Raw genomic sequence first — 20,534 nt, forward strand, 5'->3', positions numbered from 1 at the left:
AACCTAGCGAACCCCTCGGCCGCCGAGCAGCGTTATGGGCGGTGACCATACGTCAGGTGGAGGGCGGTCAACGGCACGGACCGCACACCACCCGGATGGGCAGGGCAATAATGATGATGAACCGGGCATATGACGCACCATATGAGAACTCACCTGCCCGAGCTCCGGGCCGCCGCCCAGCGCATCGGCCGCCGCCGGTTCCTCACCGTCGCGGGGGCAGCCGCCGCGTTGGCCTTCACCACCCATCTACCCGCCGCCGGTGCCGCGGGCGCCGCCGAGCTGGACGCCAGGAAGATCACCAAGGATCCCTTCACCCTGGGTGTCGCCTCGGGTGATCCGCTGCCGGGCTCCGTCCTGCTGTGGACGCGCCTGGCGCCGGCTCCGTACGAAGCGGACGGCGGCCTGCCCGCCGAGCGGGTGGAGGTGGAGTGGGAGGTGGCCTACGACGAGGGCTTCGCCTTCGTCGTCGAACGCGGGACCGCCACCGCGCATCCGGAGTTCGCCCACAGTGTGCACGTGGAGGTGCCGGGCCTGATGTCGGACCGGCACTACTACTACCGCTTCCGGGCCGGTACCTGGATCAGCCCGGTGGGCCGTACGCGTACGGCGCCGGGGGACTTCGACTTCGGCTCCCAGCTGTCGTTCGCGGCCGTCGCGTGCCAGGCGTACTTCGACGGCTACTACACGGCGTACCGCCACCTCGCGGGCGAGGAGGTGGACTTCGTGGTCCATCTGGGGGACTACATCTACGAGTACCCCGTCGACGCGGCGGGCGGCCACCGCCGCTACACCGACCGGCAGCTGCCCGCGCACTTCAACCGGGAGACGGTCACCCTGGAGGACTACCGCCTGCGGTACGCCCTCTACAAGACCGACCCCGACCTGAAGGCCGCGCACGCCGCCCACCCCTTCGTCGTCACCTGGGACGACCACGAGACCGAGAACAACTACGCCGGCGCCGTACCCGAGAACGACGTACCGCCCGCCGAGTTCCTGCTGCGGCGGGCCGCCGCCTACCGCGCGTACTGGGAGCACCAGCCCCTCCGGGCCCCGCAGCAGCCGACCGGGGCCGACATGCGGCTGTACCGGCGCCTGCACTTCGGCGACCTCGCGCAGTTCGACATCCTCGACACCCGCCAGTACCGCTCCAACCAGGCCTACGGCGACGGCTGGCAGACCCCCGGCCCCGAGTCGGAGGACCCCGCCCGCACCATGACCGGCGCGGAGCAGGAGCGCTGGCTCCTCGACGGCTGGAAGGACTCCGGCGCCATCTGGAACGTCGTACCGCAGCAGGTCACCTTCGCCCAGCGGCGCAACGCCCCCGGGCCTGGCTACAAGCTGTCCATGGACGCCTGGGACGGCTACCCCGCCTCCCGCAAGCGCATCCTCGACGGCGCCCAGGCCGCCGGGGTGAAGAACCTGATGGTGCTGTCCGGCGACGCGCACGACGCCTACGCCTTCGACCTCAAGGCCGACTTCAACGTCCCCACCTCACGCACGGTCGGTACGGAGATCGGCACGACGTCCCTCACCAGCGGACGGGACGGCATCGACAGACCGTCCAACTGGGACGCCCTCACCCAGGCCAACCCGCACATGAAGTTCTACAACGGCCGCCGCGGCTACACGCTGATCAGGCTCGGGTCCTACGACGCCCGGATCAGCTTCAAGACCGTCTCGGCGGTCACCACGCCCACCGGGACGCTCGCCACGGCCGGCTCCTTCGTCACCCTGACGGACAGCCCCGGCCTGCTGCCGGCCTGAGGCCCGGTGGCGTTCGCCCGTTCGGAGGCATCCGCGGGGCGCGTCACCCCGCCCGGCCGTGCAATGGGGGCATGGGCGTCCACCTCCACTCGTACCGCGCCGCGGCGCGTTCCGCCGCGCTTCTGCTGTGCGCGGCCGGCGCCCTCGCCCTCTCCGGGTGCGCGGGCGCGCGCATGACCCCCGCGGAGGAGGAGCGCGCCGCCACCGACACGCTGTGCGAGGACCTCGGCGGGCTTCGCATGGACGCCGGGAAGCTGGCCGACCTCGGCCTGACGACGACGCGGCTCGACGACGTCAGGGACCTGAGGGACGACGTGGCGTACGCCCTCGACACCGTCACGCACAGCGCGCAACGGGTCGGGAAGGCGAAGGCCGACGCGGTGACGGAGGCGTACGACGGCCTCGCCCGGGCCATCGACGCCCTGCCGCGCGATACCACCGGCGCCCAGGCCGCCGAGCGGATCAGGCCGCAGCTGGAGGCGCTGGACCAGGCGATCGCCGCCTCGCAGGCCTCCGTCAAGTGCTGAGCGTGTACGACGCCACCGCACGGGCAGGGGGAATAGCGCAGGCCCCGGGCACCGTTGTGCGGGGACAGCCATACCGACGGACACCGGGAAGAGGTAGGCACATGAGCACGGTCGAGCTCACCAAGGACAACTTCGATCAGGTCGTCAGTGACAACGATTTCGTTCTGATCGACTTCTGGGCGGAGTGGTGCGGGCCGTGCCGGCAGTTCGCCCCGGTGTTCGAGAAGGCGTCCGAGCGCCACCCGGACCTGGTGTTCGCCAAGGTGGACACGGAGGCACAGACGGAGCTGGCGGCGGCGTTCGAGATCCGGTCGATCCCGACGCTGATGATCGTCCGGGACAACGTCGCGGTCTTCGCCCAGCCCGGGGCGCTGCCCGAGGCCGCCCTGGAGGACGTGATCGGGCAGGCCCGCAACCTGGACATGGACAAGGTGCGCGCGTCGATCGAGGAGGCCAAGACGAAGGGGCAGGGCTGACCTTCCCGGCCCGCAGGGCTGACCTCCCCGCCCGCAGGGCTGACCCTCCGGAGCCGCAGGCCTGCCGCCCCGCCCCGCGTTCCTAGCGTTCCAGTACGAGGGCGAGACCCTGGCCCACTCCGATGCACAGGGCCGCCAGACCGGTGCCGGAGCCCGCGGCGGCGAGCTGGTGGGCGACGGCCCCCGCCAGGCGGGCGCCGGAGGCGCCCAGGGGGTGGCCGATGGCGATGGCGCCGCCGCGCGGGTTGACGACGGCCGGATCGAGGTCCGGCCACTCGGCGAGGCAGCCGAGCGACTGCGCGGCGAACGCCTCGTTCAGCTCGAACGTGGTGAGGTCGGCGAAGGTCCGGCCGGCCTTGGTGAGCGCCCGCTGCACCGCCTCCACCGGGCCGAGCCCGAAGAGCTGCGGTTCGATGCCGGTGACGGCGGAGGTACGGATACGGGCCAGCGGTTCGCGCCCGCAGGCGCGCAGGCCTTCCTCGTCGACCAGCAGCAGGGCGGCTGCGCCGTCGTTGAGCGGCGAGGCGTTGCCCGCCGTGACCGTGCCGTCGGGACGGAACGACGGCTTCAGCTTGGCCAGTGCCTCCATGGACGTGGTGTCGCGGATGCACTCGTCGCGGGTCAGGTCGACACCGTCGTACGGGACGACCTCCCCGTCGTACAGGCCCTTCGCCCAGGCCTCGGCGGCCTTCCGGTGGCTGGCGAGGGCGAAGGCGTCCTGCTGTTCGCGGGTGAGGGCGTGCTTGTCGGCGATCAGCTCGGCGCCCTCGCCGAGGGAGACGGTCCACTCGGCGGGCATCCTCGGGTTGGTCATGCGCCAGCCGAGGGTGGTCGAGTGGAGCTGCTGGTGCCCGGCGGGGAAGGCGCGCTCCGGCTTCTGCAGCACCCAGGGCGCGCGGGACATCGACTCGACGCCGCCCGCGAGGACCACGGAGGCGTCGCCGAGCGCGATGGCGCGGGCGGCCTGGATGACGGCTTCGAGGCCGGATCCGCACAGGCGGTTGACGGTCACGCCGGGCACGGAGACGGGCAGTCCGGCCAGGAGCACGGCCATGCGGGCGACGTCACGGTTGTCCTCGCCCGCGCCGTTGGCGTCACCGACGTACACGTCGTCGATCCGGGCCGGATCGAGGTCGGGCGTACGGTCCACGAGCGCCCTGACGACGTGGGCGGCGAGGTCGTCCGGTCGTACGGAGGAGAGGGCACCCCCGAACTTGCCGATCGGCGTGCGGACGGCGTCGACGATGTAGACGTCGCGGATGCTCATCGGGTTTCTCCCACGTCACCTCGGGCGTTCGCCAGGTGAAATTCTCTTCATCGCTGGCCTCAGCCGAGTTTCCGTTCCGGACCGCCGCCGTGTCAACGCCGACCGCTCAAAAGTCCGTCCGGGCGGACACCCGCGCCGAGAGCCCGTAGTCCAGCTCCGCGCCGTCCACCAGCAGGCCCTCGACCGTGCGGGTCTCCGGGTCGATGTCCGCCTCCATCCCCTCGCCGACGTAGTGGGGGTAGCCGGACACGCCCACCTCGCCGGTGGCGCGCACCACGGCCGAGCGGAGGGCGACCTCTTCGAGGTGCGCCGCGTCACGGCCCTCGGCGTGCTCGGGGACCAGAAGGATCTCGAAGCGCTGCGGAACGGTGCTCATGCAGGCGACGCTAGAGACGTTCGGCGCCGCCCGCACGTCAGCCGTCGGCGGGGGCGGACGATGTTCCCGAGCGGGCGCGGTTCAGGTGGACTCGCGGGGGATCAGCCGGGCCGCCATCAGGTCGTGCCGCTCGGGGGCGGCGTCCGGGTCACGGACGATCCGGTCGACGAGCCCGGCCAGGCGCTGGCCGGTCTCCATGGCGATCCTGACCGTCGACAGCCGGGGCCGCAGCAGCTTGCCGAGGAGGAGGTCGTCGGCGCCGACGAGCGCCGTGTCGCCGGGAATCGCGACGCCCGCGTCCTGGAGGGCGCGCATCAGGAGCATGGCGTACTCGTCGTTGTACGCGAAGACGGCGTCGAGCCCCAGCTCGGGCCAGCGGGCGGCGAGGGCGGCGGCGGACTCCTCGGTGTAGGCGAGCGGGAGTGGCCGGATCTCGGCGCCGGCGCCCGCCGCCGCGGCACGCACACCGTCGAGGCGCGGCCCGGAGAACATCTCCAGACCCGGCTCCTCGGGCACCACCACGCCGATGCGCCGGTAGCCGCGCTCCAGCAGGTGGGCGCCCGCGCACGCGCCCACCTCCCGTTGGTCCATGGCCAGGGTGTGGGCCCCCTCGACGGATTCGGGGCCCAGCGTGATGACGGCCCGGGCGCCCGAGCGCTTGAGGACGTCGACGCCGTACGGGGTCAGGGCCACCTCGCCGAACGACACCACGGCGACCGGGCGCAGCTCCGCCCAGGCGCGGGCCGCCTCGTCACCGTCCAGGCCGGTGCTGCCGTATTGCACGACGGTGTAATCCAGGCGGCGCAGGGCGGCCTGGAGCTCGCTGAGGAAGCGGCTGTAGAGCGGGCCGACGGGGACGTGCGCGGTGGGCAGCAGCACGATCCGGGTACGGCCGGCGCGCAGGCTGCGGGCGGCGGCGTGCGGGACGTAGCCGAGCTCCTCGGCCGCCTGGCGCACGCGCAGGCGGGTCGGTTCGCTGATGCGGACCGCCGAGGTGTTGTTGAGCACGTACGAGACGGTGGCCCGGGAGACACCGGCCAGCCGCGCGACATCGGCGCTGGTCGGGACCGGGCGTTCGGCGGGCTGTCGGGGTGTCTGGCTCATCGCTCGCGTCATCTTTCCAGACCGGTCGGCGCGCGGGTCTGGCGGTTGGCCGGAAGAGGGTGCTAGACAGTGGGCCACACATCACTGACACGTGTCACCAGGTCGATGTCGTCAGGATAAATCCCCATCCTCTGGAGGGCACTGTGGCCGTTTCCCCGCCCCCATCCCCGTCCCCCTCGTCGCCGTCCTCGTCGTCGGCGGCCTCGTCACCGTCCTCGCCGTCGCCGTCGCCGTCTCCGTCTCCGTCTCCGTCCGCGGTCGGCGTGCGCCGGGCGACACCCGGACTGCTGCCGCTGCTGCTCGTCGGGAACGCCGCGATGTACGCGCTGTACATCGGGGTGCCGGGCGTGCTGCTCGCCCTGCACATCGAGGCCATCGATCCCGCCGGGAAGGTGGCGAGCTTCGGCCTGGTGTCCGGCGTCTCGGCGGTCTTCGCGACCGTTTTCAACCCGGTCGCCGGGGCGCTGTCGGACCGCTCCGGCCGCCGCAACCCGTGGATCCTGGCCGGCGGGCTGCTGGCGGTGCCCGTGATGCTGCTGCTCGGCAGCGTCGACACGGTCCTGCTGGTGGCGATCGCCTGGTGTCTGGGCCAGGCGGTGATGAACGTCTACCAGGCCGCCCTCACCTCCGTCGTCCCCGACCGGGTGCCGCTGACCGCGCGGGGCCGGGCGTCGGCCGCCGTCGGGCTGGGGCTGCCGGTCGGGACGACCGTCGGCGCCCTGCTCGGCGCGGCGTTCGCCGACGACCACCGCACCGGCTACCTGGTGTTCGGCGTGATCGTCGCGGCGGCGGCCGTGCTCTTCAGCGGGCTGGCGCGGGAGGAGCGGCTGCCCGCGCGTGCGCCGGTGCCGGTGCGGGCGCAGATCGCCGCGTTCGGCAGTGCGTTGCGGGCGCACGACTTCCGGTGGGCGTTCATCGGGCGGGCGCTGCTGATCCTCGGCTACTTCTCGGTCGCCGGTTTCCAGCTCTACATCCTCAAGGACCACACCGTCCTGCCGGCCGGGATGGCGGCGGAGGAGGCGGTGGCGGTCCTGATGCCGGTCAACGCCGTGGCGATGGCCGTCTCGACCGTCGTGGGCGGCTGGCTGTCGGACCGGTTCGACCGGCGCAAGCTGTTCGTGGGCGCCTCCGCGCTGCTGGCGTCGATCGCCCTGCTGATCCCGGCCGTGTCGACGAGCTGGACCGCGATGCTGGTCTTCTCCGTGGTCAACGGTCTCGGCTTCGGCTGCTACATGGCGGTCGACACGGCGCTCGTCACGATGGTGCTCCCGAAGGCGGAGGACGCCGCCCGCGACATGGGTGTGCTCAACGTCGCCAACGCCGGGCCGCAGATCGTCGCGCCGTTCCTCGCCTCGGTGCTCGTCTCCATAGGCGGCGGATACACGCTGCTCTTCCTCGTCGCCGCCGGCTTGTCGGTGCTGGGCGCGCTTGCCGTGCGGCCCATCCGTACCGTGTCCTGATCCCTCTCCTGTTGTGTTCCTCCACCCCCGACTGACCGCGAACGAAAGGCTTCATCGTGCGGCTGCACACCACCACGTGGGGCGAGGGCGACCGGGTCGCCCTGCTGATCCACGGCATCATGGCGGACCACCGGACCTGGCGCCGGGTGGGACCCGCGCTGGCCGACCAGGGATACCGGGTCGTCGCCGTCGACCTGCGGGGACACGGCGCCAGTGCCCGCGCGGCGTCGTACGCGGCGCGGGAATTCGCCGACGACGTCGTCGAGACCCTGCCGACCGGGGCCGAGCTGGCGATAGGCCACTCGCTGGGCGGGCTGACCCTGTCGCTCGCCGTCGAGCGGCTGGCGCCGCGGCGCGCGGTCTACTCGGACCCCGCCTGGCACCTGCCGGCCGGTGACGATGGCTACCGTGGCGAGCTCTTCGCCCAGGCCAAGGCCGCGACGGCGGAACAGGTCGCCGCGATGAACCCGCGCTGGGAGGCGGTGGACGTCGACATCGAGCTGGAGACCCTGAAGGTGTGGGACGAGGCCACGGCCTACGGGCTGGAGGCGGTCGCCGGCACCGACCTGCTCCCGGCACGGCCGGTCGTGCCGTCGCTGGTGACGCTCGCCGACCCGAGCATGCTCGTGTCGGCGGAGCGCGCCGCGCTGCTGGTGGAGCGCGGCTTCGAGGTACGTACGGTCGCGGGCGCGGGTCACACCATCCACCGGGACGACTTCGACGCCTTCATGGCGGCGCTCGACGGCTGGATCTGAGCACGCTCGGCAGCCCCTGGGCCACGGTCGGATCATCGGCCACGATCAGCCCATCGGCAAGGGTCAGGTCATGGTCGGATCCCCCTTGATCAGGGCGAACGGTGCACCGGCCGGATCCGTCAGCATGGCGATCCGGCCGACGCCCGGCACGGTGACCGGCGGCACCAGAGTCGTGGCGCCGAGGCCGGTGGCCGCGCCGTACACGGCGTCGCAGTCGGCCACGCCGAAGTACGGATGCCATTCGGAGGTCGATCCGGCCAGGATGTTCTCCTTCCCCAGGCGCATGAGCCCGCCCTGTCCCGTATCACCCTCCTTGCCGCCGCCCGGCGCGGAGATGACGCTGTAGACCACGCCGTCGCCCATGTCCATGTCCTGGTACTCCCAGGAGAAGACGGCGCGGTAGAAGTCCTTCGCGGCGTCCGAGTCCGTCGTGTAGAGCTCGGTCCAGCACAGGGCCTTCGGCTCCATGACCACGTCCATGCCCGTGATGTCGCCCGGCTGCCACACCGCGAAGTCGGCGCCTGTGGGGTCGGTGAAAGCGGCCATCCGGCCCGCTGTGAAGACGTCCATCGGCTCGACGCGCACGGAGCCGCCGGCCTGCCGCACCGCGTCCATCGTCGCGTCGGCGTCGCGCGTCGTGAAGTACGTCGTCCAGGCGGAGGACGCGCCCTCCTCCATCAGGGGCCCGACGCCGCCCACCGTCCGGCCGTCGAGCTGGAAGAAGCCGTAGCCCCCGGAGTCCGGGCCGGCCGACTGGACGGTCCAGCCGAACACCGCGGAGTAGAAGGCGACGGCGGCGTCGACGTCCGGGGCGCCGAGATCGATCCAGTTGGGGGTGCCGGGCGCGTAATCGGTCGTCAGCATGGTGATCCTCCGATGCACGGGTCGTGACGCCACCCGGACTCCTGCCAGGCCGGGTTCCACGCCGTGATCCAGCATGGCAGGGGGCACTGACAGTCGCCCTCCCACGACGCCGCGCCGGGTGTCCACGCAGGCCAGAGCCAGGCCGGCGCCGCGCAAGGCCCCGCCCGGCGCCCCTCAGCGGCGGGACGCGAGTCCCGCGAACACCTCCCGGAACGCCCCCAGCGTGGCGCCCTGCGCCGTCCGGTCCAGCACCGCGAACACGACCTCCTCGAAGTGGCCCGCGAACCGCCCGTCCCCCACCAGCAGGGCCCGGAACGCCTCCGCCACCCCCGCCGGGTCGTTGCGGAACACGCCGCAGCCCCACGCGCCCAGCACCAGGCGCCGGTAACCGCCCGCCACCGCCGTCTCCAGCACCCTCTCCGCCCGGGAGGCGAGCGCCGCCGGTACCCGCCCGGCCCGCTCGGGGGTACGGCTGAGGATGACGCCCGCGTTCGGCGCCGGCGAGGTGAGGAACCCGACGGTGAACGGGGCGTCCAGCAGGCGGCCGCGGTCGTCGCGGAAGACGGGGACACCCGGGGAGTGGATCACCCGGTCGGTGTAGAACGGGCTGCGGTCGGCGCGGTGGTGGTCGTAGTACTCGGGGACACGCAGCAGCGTGGCGTGGAGCGCGGAGGCGCGGCAGAGAGCCTCCTCCTGCGCCTGTGCGCCGTTGAGATAGCCGCCCCCGGGGTTGCGCGCGGAGGCGAAGTTCAGGACGGCGACCGGGCGGTCCGGGTCGGCGCCGACGAGACGGTGCGCGGCCTCCAGGCTGGACTCGCCGGTGACCTCGAACCGCGTCGTACGGTCGGAGTCAGGGGTGACGGGCACGGGCTCGGGGCCGTACATCCGGGTGCCGGCCAGGGCGGCGGCCAGCGCGGGTTCGAGGCTCACCTCGCGGCCTCCGGGGGCGCGGTACCGGCCCGCCGCGACGATCTCCTCGGTCTGCTTCGCGATCCCGCGCAAACGTGCACTCATACCCCTGATCCTCATGGGTCAATCAGGGGTGCGGCAAACGATTTACCGCGCCCCGCGCACCACCCCGGGGCACTCTTGTGCGAACGGACAGCGGTGGCTTAGGTGGAACGGAGCCCTTCGACAGGAGGAGTCCCATGCCACCGCGCGACCTGCCGGAGAGCGGCACCCCGCTCTCCGAGGACGAAGCCGAGGACCTGTTGCGATGCATCTGCTTCAAGACGGGCCCTCCGCGTACCACGGGGGTCGAACTGGAATGGTTCGTCCATGAACCGCACGTCCCGCAACTCACCGTCTCCGCCGACCGGTTGCGCGCCGCCTTCACCCGGCTGCGTGCCCTGCCCCTGAGGTCGGCGCTCACCTTCGAACCAGGCGGGCAGCTGGAGCTCAGCTCGCCGCCCGCGGCCTCCCTCATGGAGTGCGTCACCACCGTCTCGGCCGATCTGGCCGCCGTACGCGGCGCGCTCGGCGGTCTCGGCCTCACCCTCGCCGGTTTCGGCACCGACCCCTGGCAGCCGCCGCGCGCCCGGCTGCTGCGCGAGCCGCGGTACGACGCCATGGAGGCGTACCTCGACCGGTCCGGGCCGGCCGGACGGGCCATGATGCGCGACTCGGCCTCCGTACAGGTCTGTCTGGACGCGGGGCACGAGGAACCCGGGCCGCTCGGGTTCGAGCGGCGCTGGCGGCTGGCGCACGCGCTCGGGCCGGTCCTGGTGGCCGCGTTCGCCAACTCGCCGTCCCTGCACGGCACCCGCACCGGGTGGCGTTCGACGCGGCAGTCGCTGTGGTCGGCGCTCGATCCGGTACGGGGCATGGCGCCGCCCCTCGCCACCGAACCGCGCGCGGCATGGGCCGCGCACGCGCTGGACGCACCGGTGATGTGCGTGCGGGGCGACGACGGGCCGTGGGCGGTCCCGGACGACCTGACGTTCCGGCAGTGGCTGCGCGACCGGAGCCCCAGGGCCGCCACCCGCGCCGACCTCGACTACCACCTGACCACCCTCTTCCCGCCCGTACGGCCGCGCGGTCACCTCGAACTACGCATGATCGACGCCCAGTCCGGTGAGGACGGCTGGATCGTCCCGCTCGCCGTCACGGCCGCACTGTTCGACGACCCGGAGGCCGCAGACGCGGCGTACCACACCGTCGGCCCCCTGCTGGACGACACCGGGCCCGTCGGCCCGCCGCGTGACGCGCTGTGGACCACCGCCGCCCGGGACGGGCTCACGCATCCGGCGCTGCACGCCGCCGCCGTCTCGTGCTTCGCGCTCGCCCTGGAGGCGCTGCCCCGTATGGGGGCCGGCCCGGCCGTACGGGACGCGGTGGCCGCCTTCCACGAGCACTACGTCGTACGGGGCCGGTGCCCCGCAGACGACCACCTCTCCCCCATGACCGGCACCGGGACCGGCTCCGGCACCCCCGGGAAGGACGTCCTTACATGACCGACCCCGACACGCTCCGGCGGCGGGCGCTCGACGCGCTGACCACCGCCCGGGCGCGCACCGCGCTGCTCACCGACTGCGTGGACGACGCCGAACTGACCGCGCAGCACTCCCCCTTGATGTCCCCGCTGGTGTGGGACCTGGCGCACATCTCCAACCAGGAGGAGCAGTGGCTGCTGCGGGCCGTCGCCGGCCGCGAGGCGCTGCGCCCCGAGATCGACTCGCTGTACGACGCGTTCGAGCACCCCAGGGCCACCCGCCCCTCGCTGCCGCTGCTCGCCCCGGCGGAGGCACGCGCGTACGCCGCCGACGTGCGCGGCCGGGCCCTGGACGTCCTCGAACGCACCCCGCTGGAGGGGCGGCCCCTCGTGGACGCCGCCTTCGCCTTCGGGATGATCGCCCAGCACGAACAGCAGCACGACGAGACCATGCTCATCACACACCAGCTGCGGCGCGGCCCGGCCGCGCTGGACGCCCCCGCGCCGCCGCCGGCGACGGACACGCGCGGACTGCCGGCCGAAGTGCTGGTGCCGGGCGGGCCGTTCACCATGGGCACCTCGGCCGAGCCCTGGGCGCTGGACAACGAACGCCCCGCCCACGCGCGCGTGGTGCCGGATTTCCTCATCGACACGGTGCCCGTCACGAACGGCGCGTACCTGGCCTTCATCGAGGACGGCGGCTACCGCGACGAGCGCTGGTGGGCCCCCGAGGGCTGGGCGCAGATCCGTACCCACGGCATCGGCGCGCCGCTGTTCTGGCGCCGTGAGGGAGGCCAGTGGCTGCGGCGGCGCTTCGGGGTCGTCGAGCCGGTGCCCGAGGAGGAGCCGGTGGTGCACGTCAGCTGGTACGAGGCCGACGCCTACGCCCGCTGGGCGGGCCGGCGCCTGCCGACCGAGGCGGAGTGGGAGAAGGCCGCCCGCCACGACCCGGTCACGGGCCGCTCCCGCCGCTACCCGTGGGGCGACGAGGACCCCACCCCGGCGCACGCCAACCTGGGCCAGCGGCATCTGCGCCCCGCGCCGGCCGGCAGCTGCCCGGCGGGGCGGTCGCCGCTGGGCGTACGGCAGTTGATCGGCGACGTGTGGGAGTGGACGTCGAGCGACTTCCTGCCGTACCCGGGATTCGTCGCCTTTCCCTACCGCGAGTACTCGGAGGTGTTCTTCGGCCCGGCGCACAAGGTGCTGCGCGGCGGTTCCTTCGCCGTCGATCCGGTGGCGTGCCGGGGCACCTTCCGCAACTGGGACCTGCCCGTGCGGCGCCAGATCTTCGCCGGGTTCCGTACGGCGAGGGACGCGGAGGGAAGCTGATGTGCCGACACCTCGCCTACCTCGGCCCCGAGGTGCCGCTCGGGGACGTGCTCGTGGAGCCGGCGCACGGCCTGTACCGGCAGTCCTGGGAGCCGCGCCGGCAGCGGCACGGGACGGTCAACGCGGACGGCTTCGGTATCGGCTGGTACGCGGACGGGGGCGCGGACCCGGTGCCCGCCCGCTACCGGCGCGCCGGGCCCATCTGGGCGGACCTGTCGTTCGCCGACCTGGCCAGGGTGGTGCGCAGCGGTGCCCTGCTGGCCGCCGTGCGGGACGCCACCCTGTCGGGCGCCGACGCGGAGGCCGCCGCCGCGCCGTACACGGCCGGGCGGTGGCTGTTCAGCCACAACGGCGCGGTGCGGGGCTGGCCGGGCTCCCTCGCGCCCCTGGCCCGGCAGCTGCCGGGGGACGCGTTGCTGTCCCTGGAGGCCCGGAACGACTCGGCGCTCGTGTGGGCGCTGGTCCTGCACCGGATGCGCTCCGGGGACGAGCCGTCCGACGCGCTGGCGGCCACGGTGTACGAGGTCGCCGCCGCGGCCCCCGGGTCGCGGCTGAACCTGCTGCTCACGGACGGCGAGACCATCACCGCGACCGCCTGGGGGGACACCCTCTGGTACCTGACCGGCCCCGGCCGTCGCGTGGTCGTGGCCTCGGAGCCGTACGACGACGATCCCCGGTGGCGCGAGGTGCCCGACGGCACCGTGCTGACCGCCACCCGTACCGACGTATCGACGAACCCGCTCAAGGAGCCGCCCGCGTGAGCCCGTTCCTGCTGACCCGCACCCTGCCCGAGGACGCCACCGGGGCGGATCTGCGCGCCGACGTCCTGCACGGTCTGACCCGTACGCCGAAGGAGCTGCCGCCGAAGTGGTTCTACGACGCGCGGGGCAGTGAGCTGTTCGAGGAGATCACCCGGCTGCCCGAGTACTACCCCACCCGCGCGGAGCGGGAGATCCTGATCGCCCGGGCCGGTGAGATCGCCGCCGCCACCCGGGCCCGCACCCTGGTGGAGCTCGGTTCCGGTTCGTCCGAGAAGACCCGCCACCTCATCGACGCGCTGCTGCCGGCCCTGGAGGGCTACGTCCCGGTGGACGTCAGCGAGAGCGCGCTGCGCGGCGCCGCCGAGGCGCTGAGCGCGGAGCGGCCCGGGCTCCAGGTGCACGCCCTGGTCGCCGACTTCACCCGGGGGCTCGCCCTGCCGGGCACCCCCGGTCCGCGTCTGGTCGCCTTCCTCGGCGGCACGATCGGCAACCTGCTGCCGGAGGAGCGGGCCGTCTTCCTGCGCTCCGTACGGACGCTGCTCCAGCCCGGCGACGGACTGCTCCTGGGCACCGATCTGGTCAAGGACGAAGGGACGCTGGTCGCGGCGTACGACGACGAGGCCGGGGTGACGGCCGACTTCAACAAGAACGTGCTGTCCGTACTGGCCCGGGAGCTGGGCGCGGACGTCGATCCGGACGACTTCGACCACGTGGCCGTGTGGGACCGGGAGCGGGAGTGGATCGAGATGCGGCTGCGCGCGCGTGAGGCGGTGACCGTGAAGATCCCGGAGCTGGATCTGGCGGTGCCGTTCGAGGCCGGCGAGGAGCTGCGTACGGAGGTGTCGGCGAAGTTCCGTCAGGAGGGCGTACGCCGGGAGCTGGCGGGCGCGGGGCTGGAGCTGACGCACTGGTGGACGGACGCGGAGGGGAGGTTCGCGCTGTCGCTGGCCACGCCGGCGACGCCCGGGACGGCTGCCACGGCGCTCTGAGCGGCGCGCGCCAGGGAGCGGCGGTCGGGATGGCGGTCGGCGGGGATCGGGGGCAGGATCCGGATCTCCGCCGTCAGCCCCCGGGCCGCCGCGACCCGCCACAGCGATGCGGTGAGCGGGTCGTCGCCGACGAAGGCGGCCGGACCGGCCGGCGCGTAGGCGATGCGTACGGGCTGGACGCCGGCGCCCGCGTCCAGCGCCGCCTGGAAGGCGGCCGGGCGGAAGCGCCCTCCGGCGCGGCCGCACCAGGTCGAGCCCTCGGGAAACACGACCACGCGCGCGCCGCCGCTCAGCGCCCCGGCGAGCTCGCGGACGGTGGCGGGCAGGGCGCGCAGCCGGTCGCGTTCGAGGAAGAGGGTGCCGCCCCGGGCGGCGAGCGCCCCCAGCAGGGGCCAGCGGCGCACGTCGCTCTTGGCCAGCATGCGGCCGGGCAGGACGGCGGCGACGAGCGGGATGTCCAGCCAGGAGATGTGGTTGGCGACCACGAGCCGCGCGCCCGTCCCTTCCGGGGGCGTACCGGTGATCCGTACGCGCACGCCGAAGGCGCGGAGCACCGCCCGGCACCACAGCCGCGTCAGACGCCCTCGTACGGCCCGCCCGAGCGGCACGGTGAGCGGCGCGCACACCACCCCGGCGAGCACGGCCAGGACCCCCGCGGCCAGCCGGAGGACGGCCCGCGGGAACGGGGCGGGCGGTCCGGGGTGGCGGGTGCAGTGGTCCGGGGTGCAGGGGGAGGCGGGCAGCCAGGCGCTCATCAGGCGGGGGCGAGGGAGAGGAAGTGCCGCAGGTAGCGGGGGTTGGTGCGGCGCAGCGACAGCAGGACGTAGAGGTCCGCGACGCCGAACTCGGGGTCGTGGGCCGGGGCCCCGCACACCCAGGCCCCCAGGCGGAGGTATCCGCGCAGCAGGGGCGGGAGTTCGGTGCGGGCCGCGTGGCGGGGCGCGCCGTCGGCGGACCAGAGCTTGTGCGGGGTGACCCAGTACTCCTCGGATGCGAGGTGGCGGGCCCTGACCGTGTCCCAGGTGGCGGCGGCGAGGGCGCCGCCGTCGGCGAGCGGGACGGAGCAGCAGCCGGCGAGCCAGTCGTGTCCGGTGCGGGTCATGTAGCGGGCTATGCCGGCCCAGATGAGGGAGATGACGGCGCCGTTGCGGTGGGCGGGGTGCACGCAGGAGCGGCCGACCTCGACCAGGTCGTCGCGGATGGGGGCGAGCCGGGAGAGGTCGAACTCGCCCTCGGAGTAGAGCCGCCCGGCGACGCGGGCCCGGTCGGGCGGCAGCAGCCGGTAGGTGCCGACGACCTCGCCCGTCGCCTCCTCCCGTACCAGCAGGTGGTCGCAGTACGCGTCGAACGCGTCGCCGTCCAGGCCGGGTTCCGGCCCGTCGAGACGGGCTCCCAGCTCCCCCGCGAACACCAGGTGGCGCAGCCGCTGCGCCGCCCGTACCTCGTCCTGCTCGCGGGCGAGGGAGACGGCGTACCGGGGGCGGGGTCCCGCGTGAGCCGGCGCTGGGGTGGGCACGGGGGCGGGGGCGGCCGCGGGAACGGGGAGGGGGGCGGCTGTCGGGGATGCGGTCATGGCGGTCTCCTCTGCCGGAGGGAAGGCGGCGGGCCACGACTGGGCCGGCCCGGCCCCCTACTTCTCCCGCGGCAGGCTGGATTCGACATGACCGTCCGGCGGAGCGCGGATGTGCGCCTGCTGAATCCCGGGTACGCGCGCGGGCGACGGCTCCGGGCTGCGGTGACCGCGTACGCGCGGGCCGACGGCAGCGGGCCCCGGCGGCCGGGTACGCGCGCGGGCGGGCCGCACCAGGCTCCGGCAACCGGCTACGCACGTGGGCGGGCCGCACCGGCCTCCCGCGCGGCTACGGACGCGGGTCCCACGCCGGGCCCCCGGCGACCGCGTACACGCGGGGCGACGACACCGGCTCCGGCAACCGGGTACGCACGCGGGTCCCACGCCGAGCTCCGGCCACCAGGTCCACTCGCGGGCCGGCCGCACCAGGCTCCGGCGCGCGGCTACGGATGCGGGCCGCCGCACCGGGCTCCGCGCGTGGGCAGGGACGCGTGCCCCGCGCCCGGATCCGGCCGCGTGCGGGGCGGTCAGTGGGCGAGCGCCCTGGTGATCCGGTCCGACGCCGCCTTCGCCGCCCGCTTCGGGTCCTGGCCCTCCAGGACGGCCGTCATGTAGGGCTTGATGGGGTTGGCCTCCTCGACCGCCGCCCACTGGGGCGCATTGGGCGTGGCCCGGCCGCGCGCCGCGCCCACGGCCATGGCGGCGGTGGCCTCCTGGCCTTCGACGACCCGTGCCAGGGAGGTCTTGTTGGGCACGTAACTCATGGTCCGGGCGAGGTCGGTCTGCCACTTCTCGCCCGCCAGCGCCGTGACGACCTCGATGGCGGCGTCCCGTTCCCTCGCCTTCTCCGGGACGATCAGGTCCGAGCCTCCGGTGAAGACGGCGCAGGGCGTGTCGGCGGTCTTGCCGGGGATGGGGAAGAAGCCCAGCTTGCCCTTGAGGGCCGGGGTGCGCTCCTCGATGGCGGCGGCGGCGCTCGGCGGCGCGATGATCTGGGCCACATCGCCCTCGGCGAAGACGCCGGCCTGGGGCGGGGTCTCCTCGTCCGCGCCCTTCGGGCCGGGGCCGAGTGCCTGGAGGCGCTGGTAGAAGGCCATGCCGCGCAGGGCGGCGGGGGTGTCGAGCGCGCCGGTCCACTCGCCGCCCTTCTCGACCGCCAGGTCGCCCCCCTCGTCCCAGATGAACCCGGCGAGGGTGTACCAGTCCTGCCCCGCCAGGTAGATGCCGTGCCGTCCGCCGCCGCCGAGCTTCTCGGTGACCTCGATCCACTCGTCGCGGGTCTTCGGGGGCGTGGTGATGCCGGCCTCCGCGAAGAGGTCCTTGTGGTAGATGACCACCCGGTTGGCCGCGTACCAGGGGATGCCGTACTGGACGCCGTTGATGCTGCCGGGCTCCTTCAGGCCGGGCAGCCAGTCCGCCTGCCCCAGGTCCCGGACCGATTCCAGCGTGAGGTCGTACAGCAGGCCGGTCGCGGCGTACCGGGCCACCTGGGTGTTGCCGACCTCGATGACGTCGGGGGCGTCGCCGCTGTGCAGGGCGGCGGTGACCTTCTTGCCGATGCCGGTCCACTCCTGGAGGGTGATCTCGAGGTCGACGGCGTGTTCGTCCTCGTACGCGCGGGTGAACCGCTCCAGGAAGTCGTCGGAGACGCTGCCCTTCATCAGCCAGACACGGACGGTCGGCGTTCCGGCTTCGTCACCGGCGAGAGCGCCGCAACCGGTCGCCGTCATGGCCATGATCATGGCTGTCGTCAGCGCGGCGGCGCGGGCGAGGATGCGCTTCTTCACGTAGGGCACCTTTTGCGTGAACAGGAAGTGGACCCGGCGTGGGGGAAGCGAACGAATTCGCCACGGGCGTGATGGCTGGATTTTGGTATGTACCAATGGGCGGGTCAACCCCTGGAGCTCTCCCCGAGCAGCGTGCGTTCCCCCGTGTGCCCCTCGGCGCGCCGCCGACGCCTCGCGGTCCCCGGCGCCGTGGGGCACCGTGGAAGGAGGCACCGCCGGGCGAAGGCTCCGGCCGAAGGCACCGGGCGAACGAGGAGACCTCCATGTCGCACCACACCTACCGCGTCACCGAGATCGTCGGCACCTCGCACGAGGGCGTGGACGACGCCCTGCGCAACGGCATCGCGCGCGCGGCGGAGACGCTGCGCAATCTCGACTGGTTCGAGGTGACGCAGGTCCGGGGCCACATCAAGGACGGCCGGATCGCGCACTACCAGGTCGGCATGAAGGTCGGCTTCCGTCTGGAGGAGCCGTCGGAGCACGGCGCCTGAACACGGCCTCCGACGGAGCACGGCGCCTGAACGCGGCGCCTCGACGCGGCCTCCGACGACGGCGTCCGACCACGCCCCGCCGGGCTCAGGTACGGCCCTCCCTCTCCTGGGCCTGCTTCAGCTCGTCGGAGCTCTCCGCCCAGCGGGCCCGTACGACCGGGAAGCCCGCCCGTTCGGCCGCATCGCAGACCAGCTCGTCGTCGTCGACGAGCATGCGGACCTCCCGGCGCTGCGCCAGCCTGCGCAGCGTCTCCAGCTTGGTGTGGCGCGCCGGCCGCCGGTCGTCGTTGCGCCGCATGTGGATGCGGCCCTCGGGCAGGCCGTGCTCCGCCAGCCACGCCACGGTGTCCGCCCGGCACCGCTCGGGCCGCCCGGTGAGGTAGACGACCTCGCACGTGTCGGCCGCCTCCCGGCACATGGCCACGCCCCGCGCGAGCGGCGGGTCCTGTGTCGCCGCGGCGAAGAAGGCGTCCCAGTCGCGGGGCCTGCGCTCCAGGAAACGCTGCCGGTGGCGGGCGTCGGACAGGGTGTTGTCCAGGTCGAAGACGGCCAGGGGTCTGCTGTTTCGCGTCACGCGCCCCAGCGTAGGCACGTCCCCGGCCCCGTGGGGAATCCTCGCGCGCGCCAGGCGTTGAAAGGGGCGTGAGCTCATTGATCGCTTCGGCCAGGTTCTCCGTGCTGGACCGTTCCCGCACCCGCGAGGGGCAGGACGGTCCCCAGGCGCTGCGTGACACGGTGCGCCTCGCCCAGGAGGTGGAGGCGCTCGGGTACCACCGGTTCTGGGTGTCGGAGCACCACGGGGTGCCGGGGGTAGCGGGTTCGGCGCCGACCGTGCTGGCGGCCGCCGTCGCCGCCGCGACGCGGACGATCCGGGTCGGTACGGGCGGGGTGATGCTGCCGAACCACCAGCCGCTGGTGGTGGCGGAGCAGTTCGGGGTGCTGGAGTCGCTCTTCCCGGGCCGGATCGACATGGGGCTGGGCCGTTCGGTGGGCTTCACGGACGGGATACGGCGGGCCCTCGGCCGGGACAAGGAGGACGCCGACGACTTCGCCGCCCAGCTGGCGGAGCTGCTGGGCTGGTTCGACGGTACGCAGTCGGCGCACCCCCGGGTGCGCGCGCGTCCCGCCGAGGGTCTGCGGGTGCCGCCGTTCGTCCTGGCCACCGGTGAGGGCGCGGAGATCGCCGCGGCGGCCGGCCTGCCGCTGGTGATAGGCGACCTGAAGGGGCGGCCGAAGGTGGTGGCCGCGATCGAGCGGTACCGGGCCGCCTTCCGCCCGTCCGCGTGGGCCGAGGAGCCGTACGTCGTCGTGGCCGGCACGGTGGTGGTCGCGGAGAGCGAGGAGCAGGCGGCGCGGCTGCTGACACCGGAGGCGTGGTCGCTGGCGTACTCCCGTACGAAGGGCGACTTCCCGCCGCTCGCGCCGCCGGAGCGGGTCGCGGGCCTGGAGATGACGCCGAAACAGCGGGAGTTCTACGAGGCGGGGCTGCGGGGGCACATCCACGGCACCGAGGAGCAGGTGCGGGACGCGCTGGAGGAGGCGGTGAAGGAGACCGGCGCGGATGAGGTGCTGGTGACGACGAGTACGTACGACGGCGCGGCGCTGGTGGACTCCTACCGCCGCCTCGCCCGCCTCGCGGGCCTGGCCCCGCGCTGAAACCGCCCTCGCGGGCCTGGCCCCGCGCTGAGACCGCCCTCGCGGACCCGGCGCCACACCGGCGCCAGGCCCGCGAGGGGGCGCGGCGGCTCAGGCCGCCGTGTCGTAGGTGTAGTGGCGGGTGTGGTCCAGCATGTCCGCCGGGGTCACGTCGTTCCAGGGGCGCATGGTGTCGCGCAGGTCCACGACGTTCGGGGTGCCGGCGGCCGGGAGGTAGCCGGATCCGGGGTGGCGGGCCTGCCAGTCGGCCCACAGCTTGTCGATGAACGCGTGGTGCAGCCAGAACACGGGGTCGTTCGGCGAGGCCCCGGTGGCCATGTGGCCGCCGACCCAGACGTGGACGCGGTTGTGCAGGTTGACGCCGCGCCAGCCTTCGAGGTGGTTGCGGAAGCCGTCGGAGGAGCTGTTCCAGGGCGCCATGTCGTACGTCGCCATGGCCAGGACCGAGTCGGCCTCGGCGCGCGTGGGCAGCTGGCGGCCGCCCGCTCCGAGGGCGCGGCGCAGGTAGTCGCGGCCGTCCACGCGGACGGTGATGGTCCAGCGGCCCCCGGAGGCGGCGAACGGCCCGTCCATGACCTGGCCGTCGCGGGCGCGGCCGGTGCCGCCCATGAAGTCGGGCGCCCAGAGGGAGGAGGACGCCGTGCGGTCCGCGGTCCAGTCCCAGTAGGGCAGGGCGACGGCCGGGTCGACGGCCTGGAGCGCCTGCTCGAACTGGAGCAGGAACCTGCGGTGCCAGGGCAGGAAGGACGGCGAGCGGTGTCCGACGCGGTCGCCGCTGTCGGTGTCGCTCATGATGAAGTCGTTGTGGGTGGAGACGAAGGAGTCGTACCGGCCACTGCGCTTGAGTTCGAGCACCGCGTCGACGAAACGCTTCTTCTCGGCGGCGGTGAGCTGGGACTGGTTCTTGCGTACGGTCATGGTGCTGTG

General features: G+C 73.6%; 20 protein-coding genes and 1 pseudogene. 11 read left to right on the forward strand and 10 right to left on the reverse strand.

The annotated features are described in order from the left end of the window. The first annotated feature begins 129 nt into the window (after positions 1-129). The 3 genes from AB0A69_RS25725 (at position 130) to trxA (ending at position 2,767) form a co-directional block, all read left to right on the forward strand. Positions 130-1,764, forward strand: a complete 1,635-nt coding sequence (locus AB0A69_RS25725; RefSeq protein WP_361426531.1) for an alkaline phosphatase D family protein — start codon at positions 130-132, stop codon at positions 1,762-1,764. Positions 1,765-1,835: 71 nt separating this feature from the next. Continuing rightward, the gene (locus AB0A69_RS25730; protein WP_361426534.1) at positions 1,836-2,291 is read left to right on the forward strand and encodes a hypothetical protein; all 456 of its coding nucleotides are present in this window, start codon (positions 1,836-1,838) and stop codon (positions 2,289-2,291) included. A gap of 101 nt (positions 2,292-2,392) precedes the next feature. Continuing rightward, a complete protein-coding gene (trxA, locus tag AB0A69_RS25735; protein WP_361426537.1) occupies positions 2,393-2,767 on the forward strand; it encodes a thioredoxin in 375 nt (124 codons plus the stop codon). An 82-nt stretch (positions 2,768-2,849) separates the two neighbouring features. Here trxA and AB0A69_RS25740 read toward each other — a convergent pair whose 3' ends face one another. From AB0A69_RS25740 to AB0A69_RS25750, 3 genes are all read right to left on the reverse strand, one after another. Beyond that, positions 2,850-4,034 (reverse strand): thiolase family protein, encoded by a 1,185-nt coding sequence (locus AB0A69_RS25740; RefSeq protein WP_361426540.1) that lies wholly within the window; start codon positions 4,032-4,034, stop codon positions 2,850-2,852. A 106-nt stretch (positions 4,035-4,140) separates the two neighbouring features. Beyond that, entirely contained in the window at positions 4,141-4,410 is a 270-nt protein-coding gene (locus tag AB0A69_RS25745; protein WP_361426543.1) for a hypothetical protein, read from the reverse strand. Between the two features lie 81 nt (positions 4,411-4,491). Beyond that, on the reverse strand, positions 4,492-5,514 hold the full coding sequence (locus AB0A69_RS25750) for a LacI family DNA-binding transcriptional regulator (protein WP_361426546.1): 1,023 nt from the start codon (positions 5,512-5,514) through the stop codon (positions 4,492-4,494). 263 nt (positions 5,515-5,777) lie between these two features. Here AB0A69_RS25750 and AB0A69_RS25755 point away from each other — a divergent pair, with 263 nt between their 5' ends. Both AB0A69_RS25755 and AB0A69_RS25760 read left to right on the forward strand, forming a co-directional pair. After that, complete coding sequence (locus tag AB0A69_RS25755) at positions 5,778-6,974, forward strand: MFS transporter (RefSeq protein WP_361426549.1); 1,197 nt, start codon at positions 5,778-5,780, stop codon at positions 6,972-6,974. 56 nt (positions 6,975-7,030) lie between these two features. After that, positions 7,031-7,729: an alpha/beta hydrolase gene (locus AB0A69_RS25760; protein WP_361426552.1), complete on the forward strand. Its 699-nt coding sequence runs from the start codon at positions 7,031-7,033 to the stop codon at positions 7,727-7,729. Between the two features lie 63 nt (positions 7,730-7,792). On the opposite strand, the gene AB0A69_RS25765 is transcribed toward AB0A69_RS25760, so the two are convergent. Together AB0A69_RS25765 and AB0A69_RS25770 are read right to left on the reverse strand one after the other, a co-directional pair. After that, positions 7,793-8,593 carry a VOC family protein gene (locus tag AB0A69_RS25765; protein WP_361426555.1) on the reverse strand — a complete coding sequence of 267 codons (801 nt, stop codon included), beginning with the start codon at positions 8,591-8,593 and terminating at the stop codon, positions 7,793-7,795. Positions 8,594-8,767: 174 nt separating this feature from the next. Beyond that, complete coding sequence (locus AB0A69_RS25770) at positions 8,768-9,607, reverse strand: TIGR02452 family protein (RefSeq protein WP_361426558.1); 840 nt, start codon at positions 9,605-9,607, stop codon at positions 8,768-8,770. A gap of 134 nt (positions 9,608-9,741) precedes the next feature. On the opposite strand from AB0A69_RS25770, the gene egtA reads away from it, so the two are divergent. Genes egtA through egtD form a run of 4 tightly spaced genes read left to right on the forward strand, consistent with a single transcriptional unit; the run spans position 9,742 to position 14,103 of the window. Then, positions 9,742-11,046 carry an ergothioneine biosynthesis glutamate--cysteine ligase EgtA gene (gene egtA, locus AB0A69_RS25775; protein ID WP_361426561.1) on the forward strand — a complete coding sequence of 435 codons (1,305 nt, stop codon included), beginning with the start codon at positions 9,742-9,744 and terminating at the stop codon, positions 11,044-11,046. After that, positions 11,043-12,353 carry an ergothioneine biosynthesis protein EgtB gene (gene egtB / locus AB0A69_RS25780; RefSeq protein ID WP_361426564.1) on the forward strand — a complete coding sequence of 437 codons (1,311 nt, stop codon included), beginning with the start codon at positions 11,043-11,045 and terminating at the stop codon, positions 12,351-12,353. The genes egtA and egtB overlap by 4 nt, the downstream gene beginning before the upstream one ends. Beyond that, positions 12,353-13,114, forward strand: coding sequence for an ergothioneine biosynthesis protein EgtC (gene egtC, locus AB0A69_RS25785; protein WP_361426567.1), 762 nt, complete (start codon positions 12,353-12,355; stop codon positions 13,112-13,114). Before egtB ends, egtC begins: the two co-directional genes overlap by 1 nt. Then, positions 13,111-14,103 carry an L-histidine N(alpha)-methyltransferase gene (egtD, locus tag AB0A69_RS25790; RefSeq protein WP_361426570.1) on the forward strand — a complete coding sequence of 331 codons (993 nt, stop codon included), beginning with the start codon at positions 13,111-13,113 and terminating at the stop codon, positions 14,101-14,103. Before egtC ends, egtD begins: the two co-directional genes overlap by 4 nt. Positions 14,104-14,276: 173 nt before the next feature. Here egtD and AB0A69_RS25795 read toward each other — a convergent pair. From AB0A69_RS25795 to AB0A69_RS25805, 3 genes and pseudogenes are all read right to left on the reverse strand, one after another. Continuing rightward, a pseudogene (locus tag AB0A69_RS25795) lies at positions 14,277-14,858 on the reverse strand (lysophospholipid acyltransferase family protein); the annotation flags it as partial. Then, on the reverse strand, positions 14,858-15,676 hold the full coding sequence (locus AB0A69_RS25800) for a GNAT family N-acyltransferase (protein ID WP_361426573.1): 819 nt from the start codon (positions 15,674-15,676) through the stop codon (positions 14,858-14,860). The pseudogene AB0A69_RS25795 and the gene AB0A69_RS25800, both read right to left, overlap by 1 nt. A gap of 524 nt (positions 15,677-16,200) precedes the next feature. Beyond that, entirely contained in the window at positions 16,201-17,460 is a 1,260-nt protein-coding gene (locus AB0A69_RS25805) for an extracellular solute-binding protein (RefSeq protein WP_361426576.1), read from the reverse strand. 263 nt (positions 17,461-17,723) lie between these two features. Here AB0A69_RS25805 and AB0A69_RS25810 point away from each other — a divergent pair, with 263 nt between their 5' ends. After that, positions 17,724-17,951, forward strand: coding sequence for a dodecin (locus AB0A69_RS25810; protein ID WP_361426579.1), 228 nt, complete (start codon positions 17,724-17,726; stop codon positions 17,949-17,951). Between the two features lie 85 nt (positions 17,952-18,036). Here the strand turns inward: AB0A69_RS25810 and AB0A69_RS25815 are convergent, their stop codons facing one another. Beyond that, the gene (locus AB0A69_RS25815; RefSeq protein WP_361426582.1) at positions 18,037-18,525 is read right to left on the reverse strand and encodes a hypothetical protein; all 489 of its coding nucleotides are present in this window, start codon (positions 18,523-18,525) and stop codon (positions 18,037-18,039) included. Positions 18,526-18,593: 68 nt separating this feature from the next. Here AB0A69_RS25815 and AB0A69_RS25820 point away from each other — a divergent pair, with 68 nt between their 5' ends. Continuing rightward, positions 18,594-19,607 (forward strand): MsnO8 family LLM class oxidoreductase, encoded by a 1,014-nt coding sequence (locus AB0A69_RS25820; protein ID WP_361426585.1) that lies wholly within the window; start codon positions 18,594-18,596, stop codon positions 19,605-19,607. Between the two features lie 90 nt (positions 19,608-19,697). Here the strand turns inward: AB0A69_RS25820 and AB0A69_RS25825 are convergent, their stop codons facing one another. Next, positions 19,698-20,525 carry a tyrosinase family protein gene (locus AB0A69_RS25825; RefSeq protein WP_361426588.1) on the reverse strand — a complete coding sequence of 276 codons (828 nt, stop codon included), beginning with the start codon at positions 20,523-20,525 and terminating at the stop codon, positions 19,698-19,700. Positions 20,526-20,534 lie beyond the last annotated feature (9 nt).

The organism is Streptomyces sp. NPDC045431, assembly GCF_040646655.1.
Classification (GTDB): Bacteria; Actinomycetota; Actinomycetes; order Streptomycetales; family Streptomycetaceae; genus Streptomyces.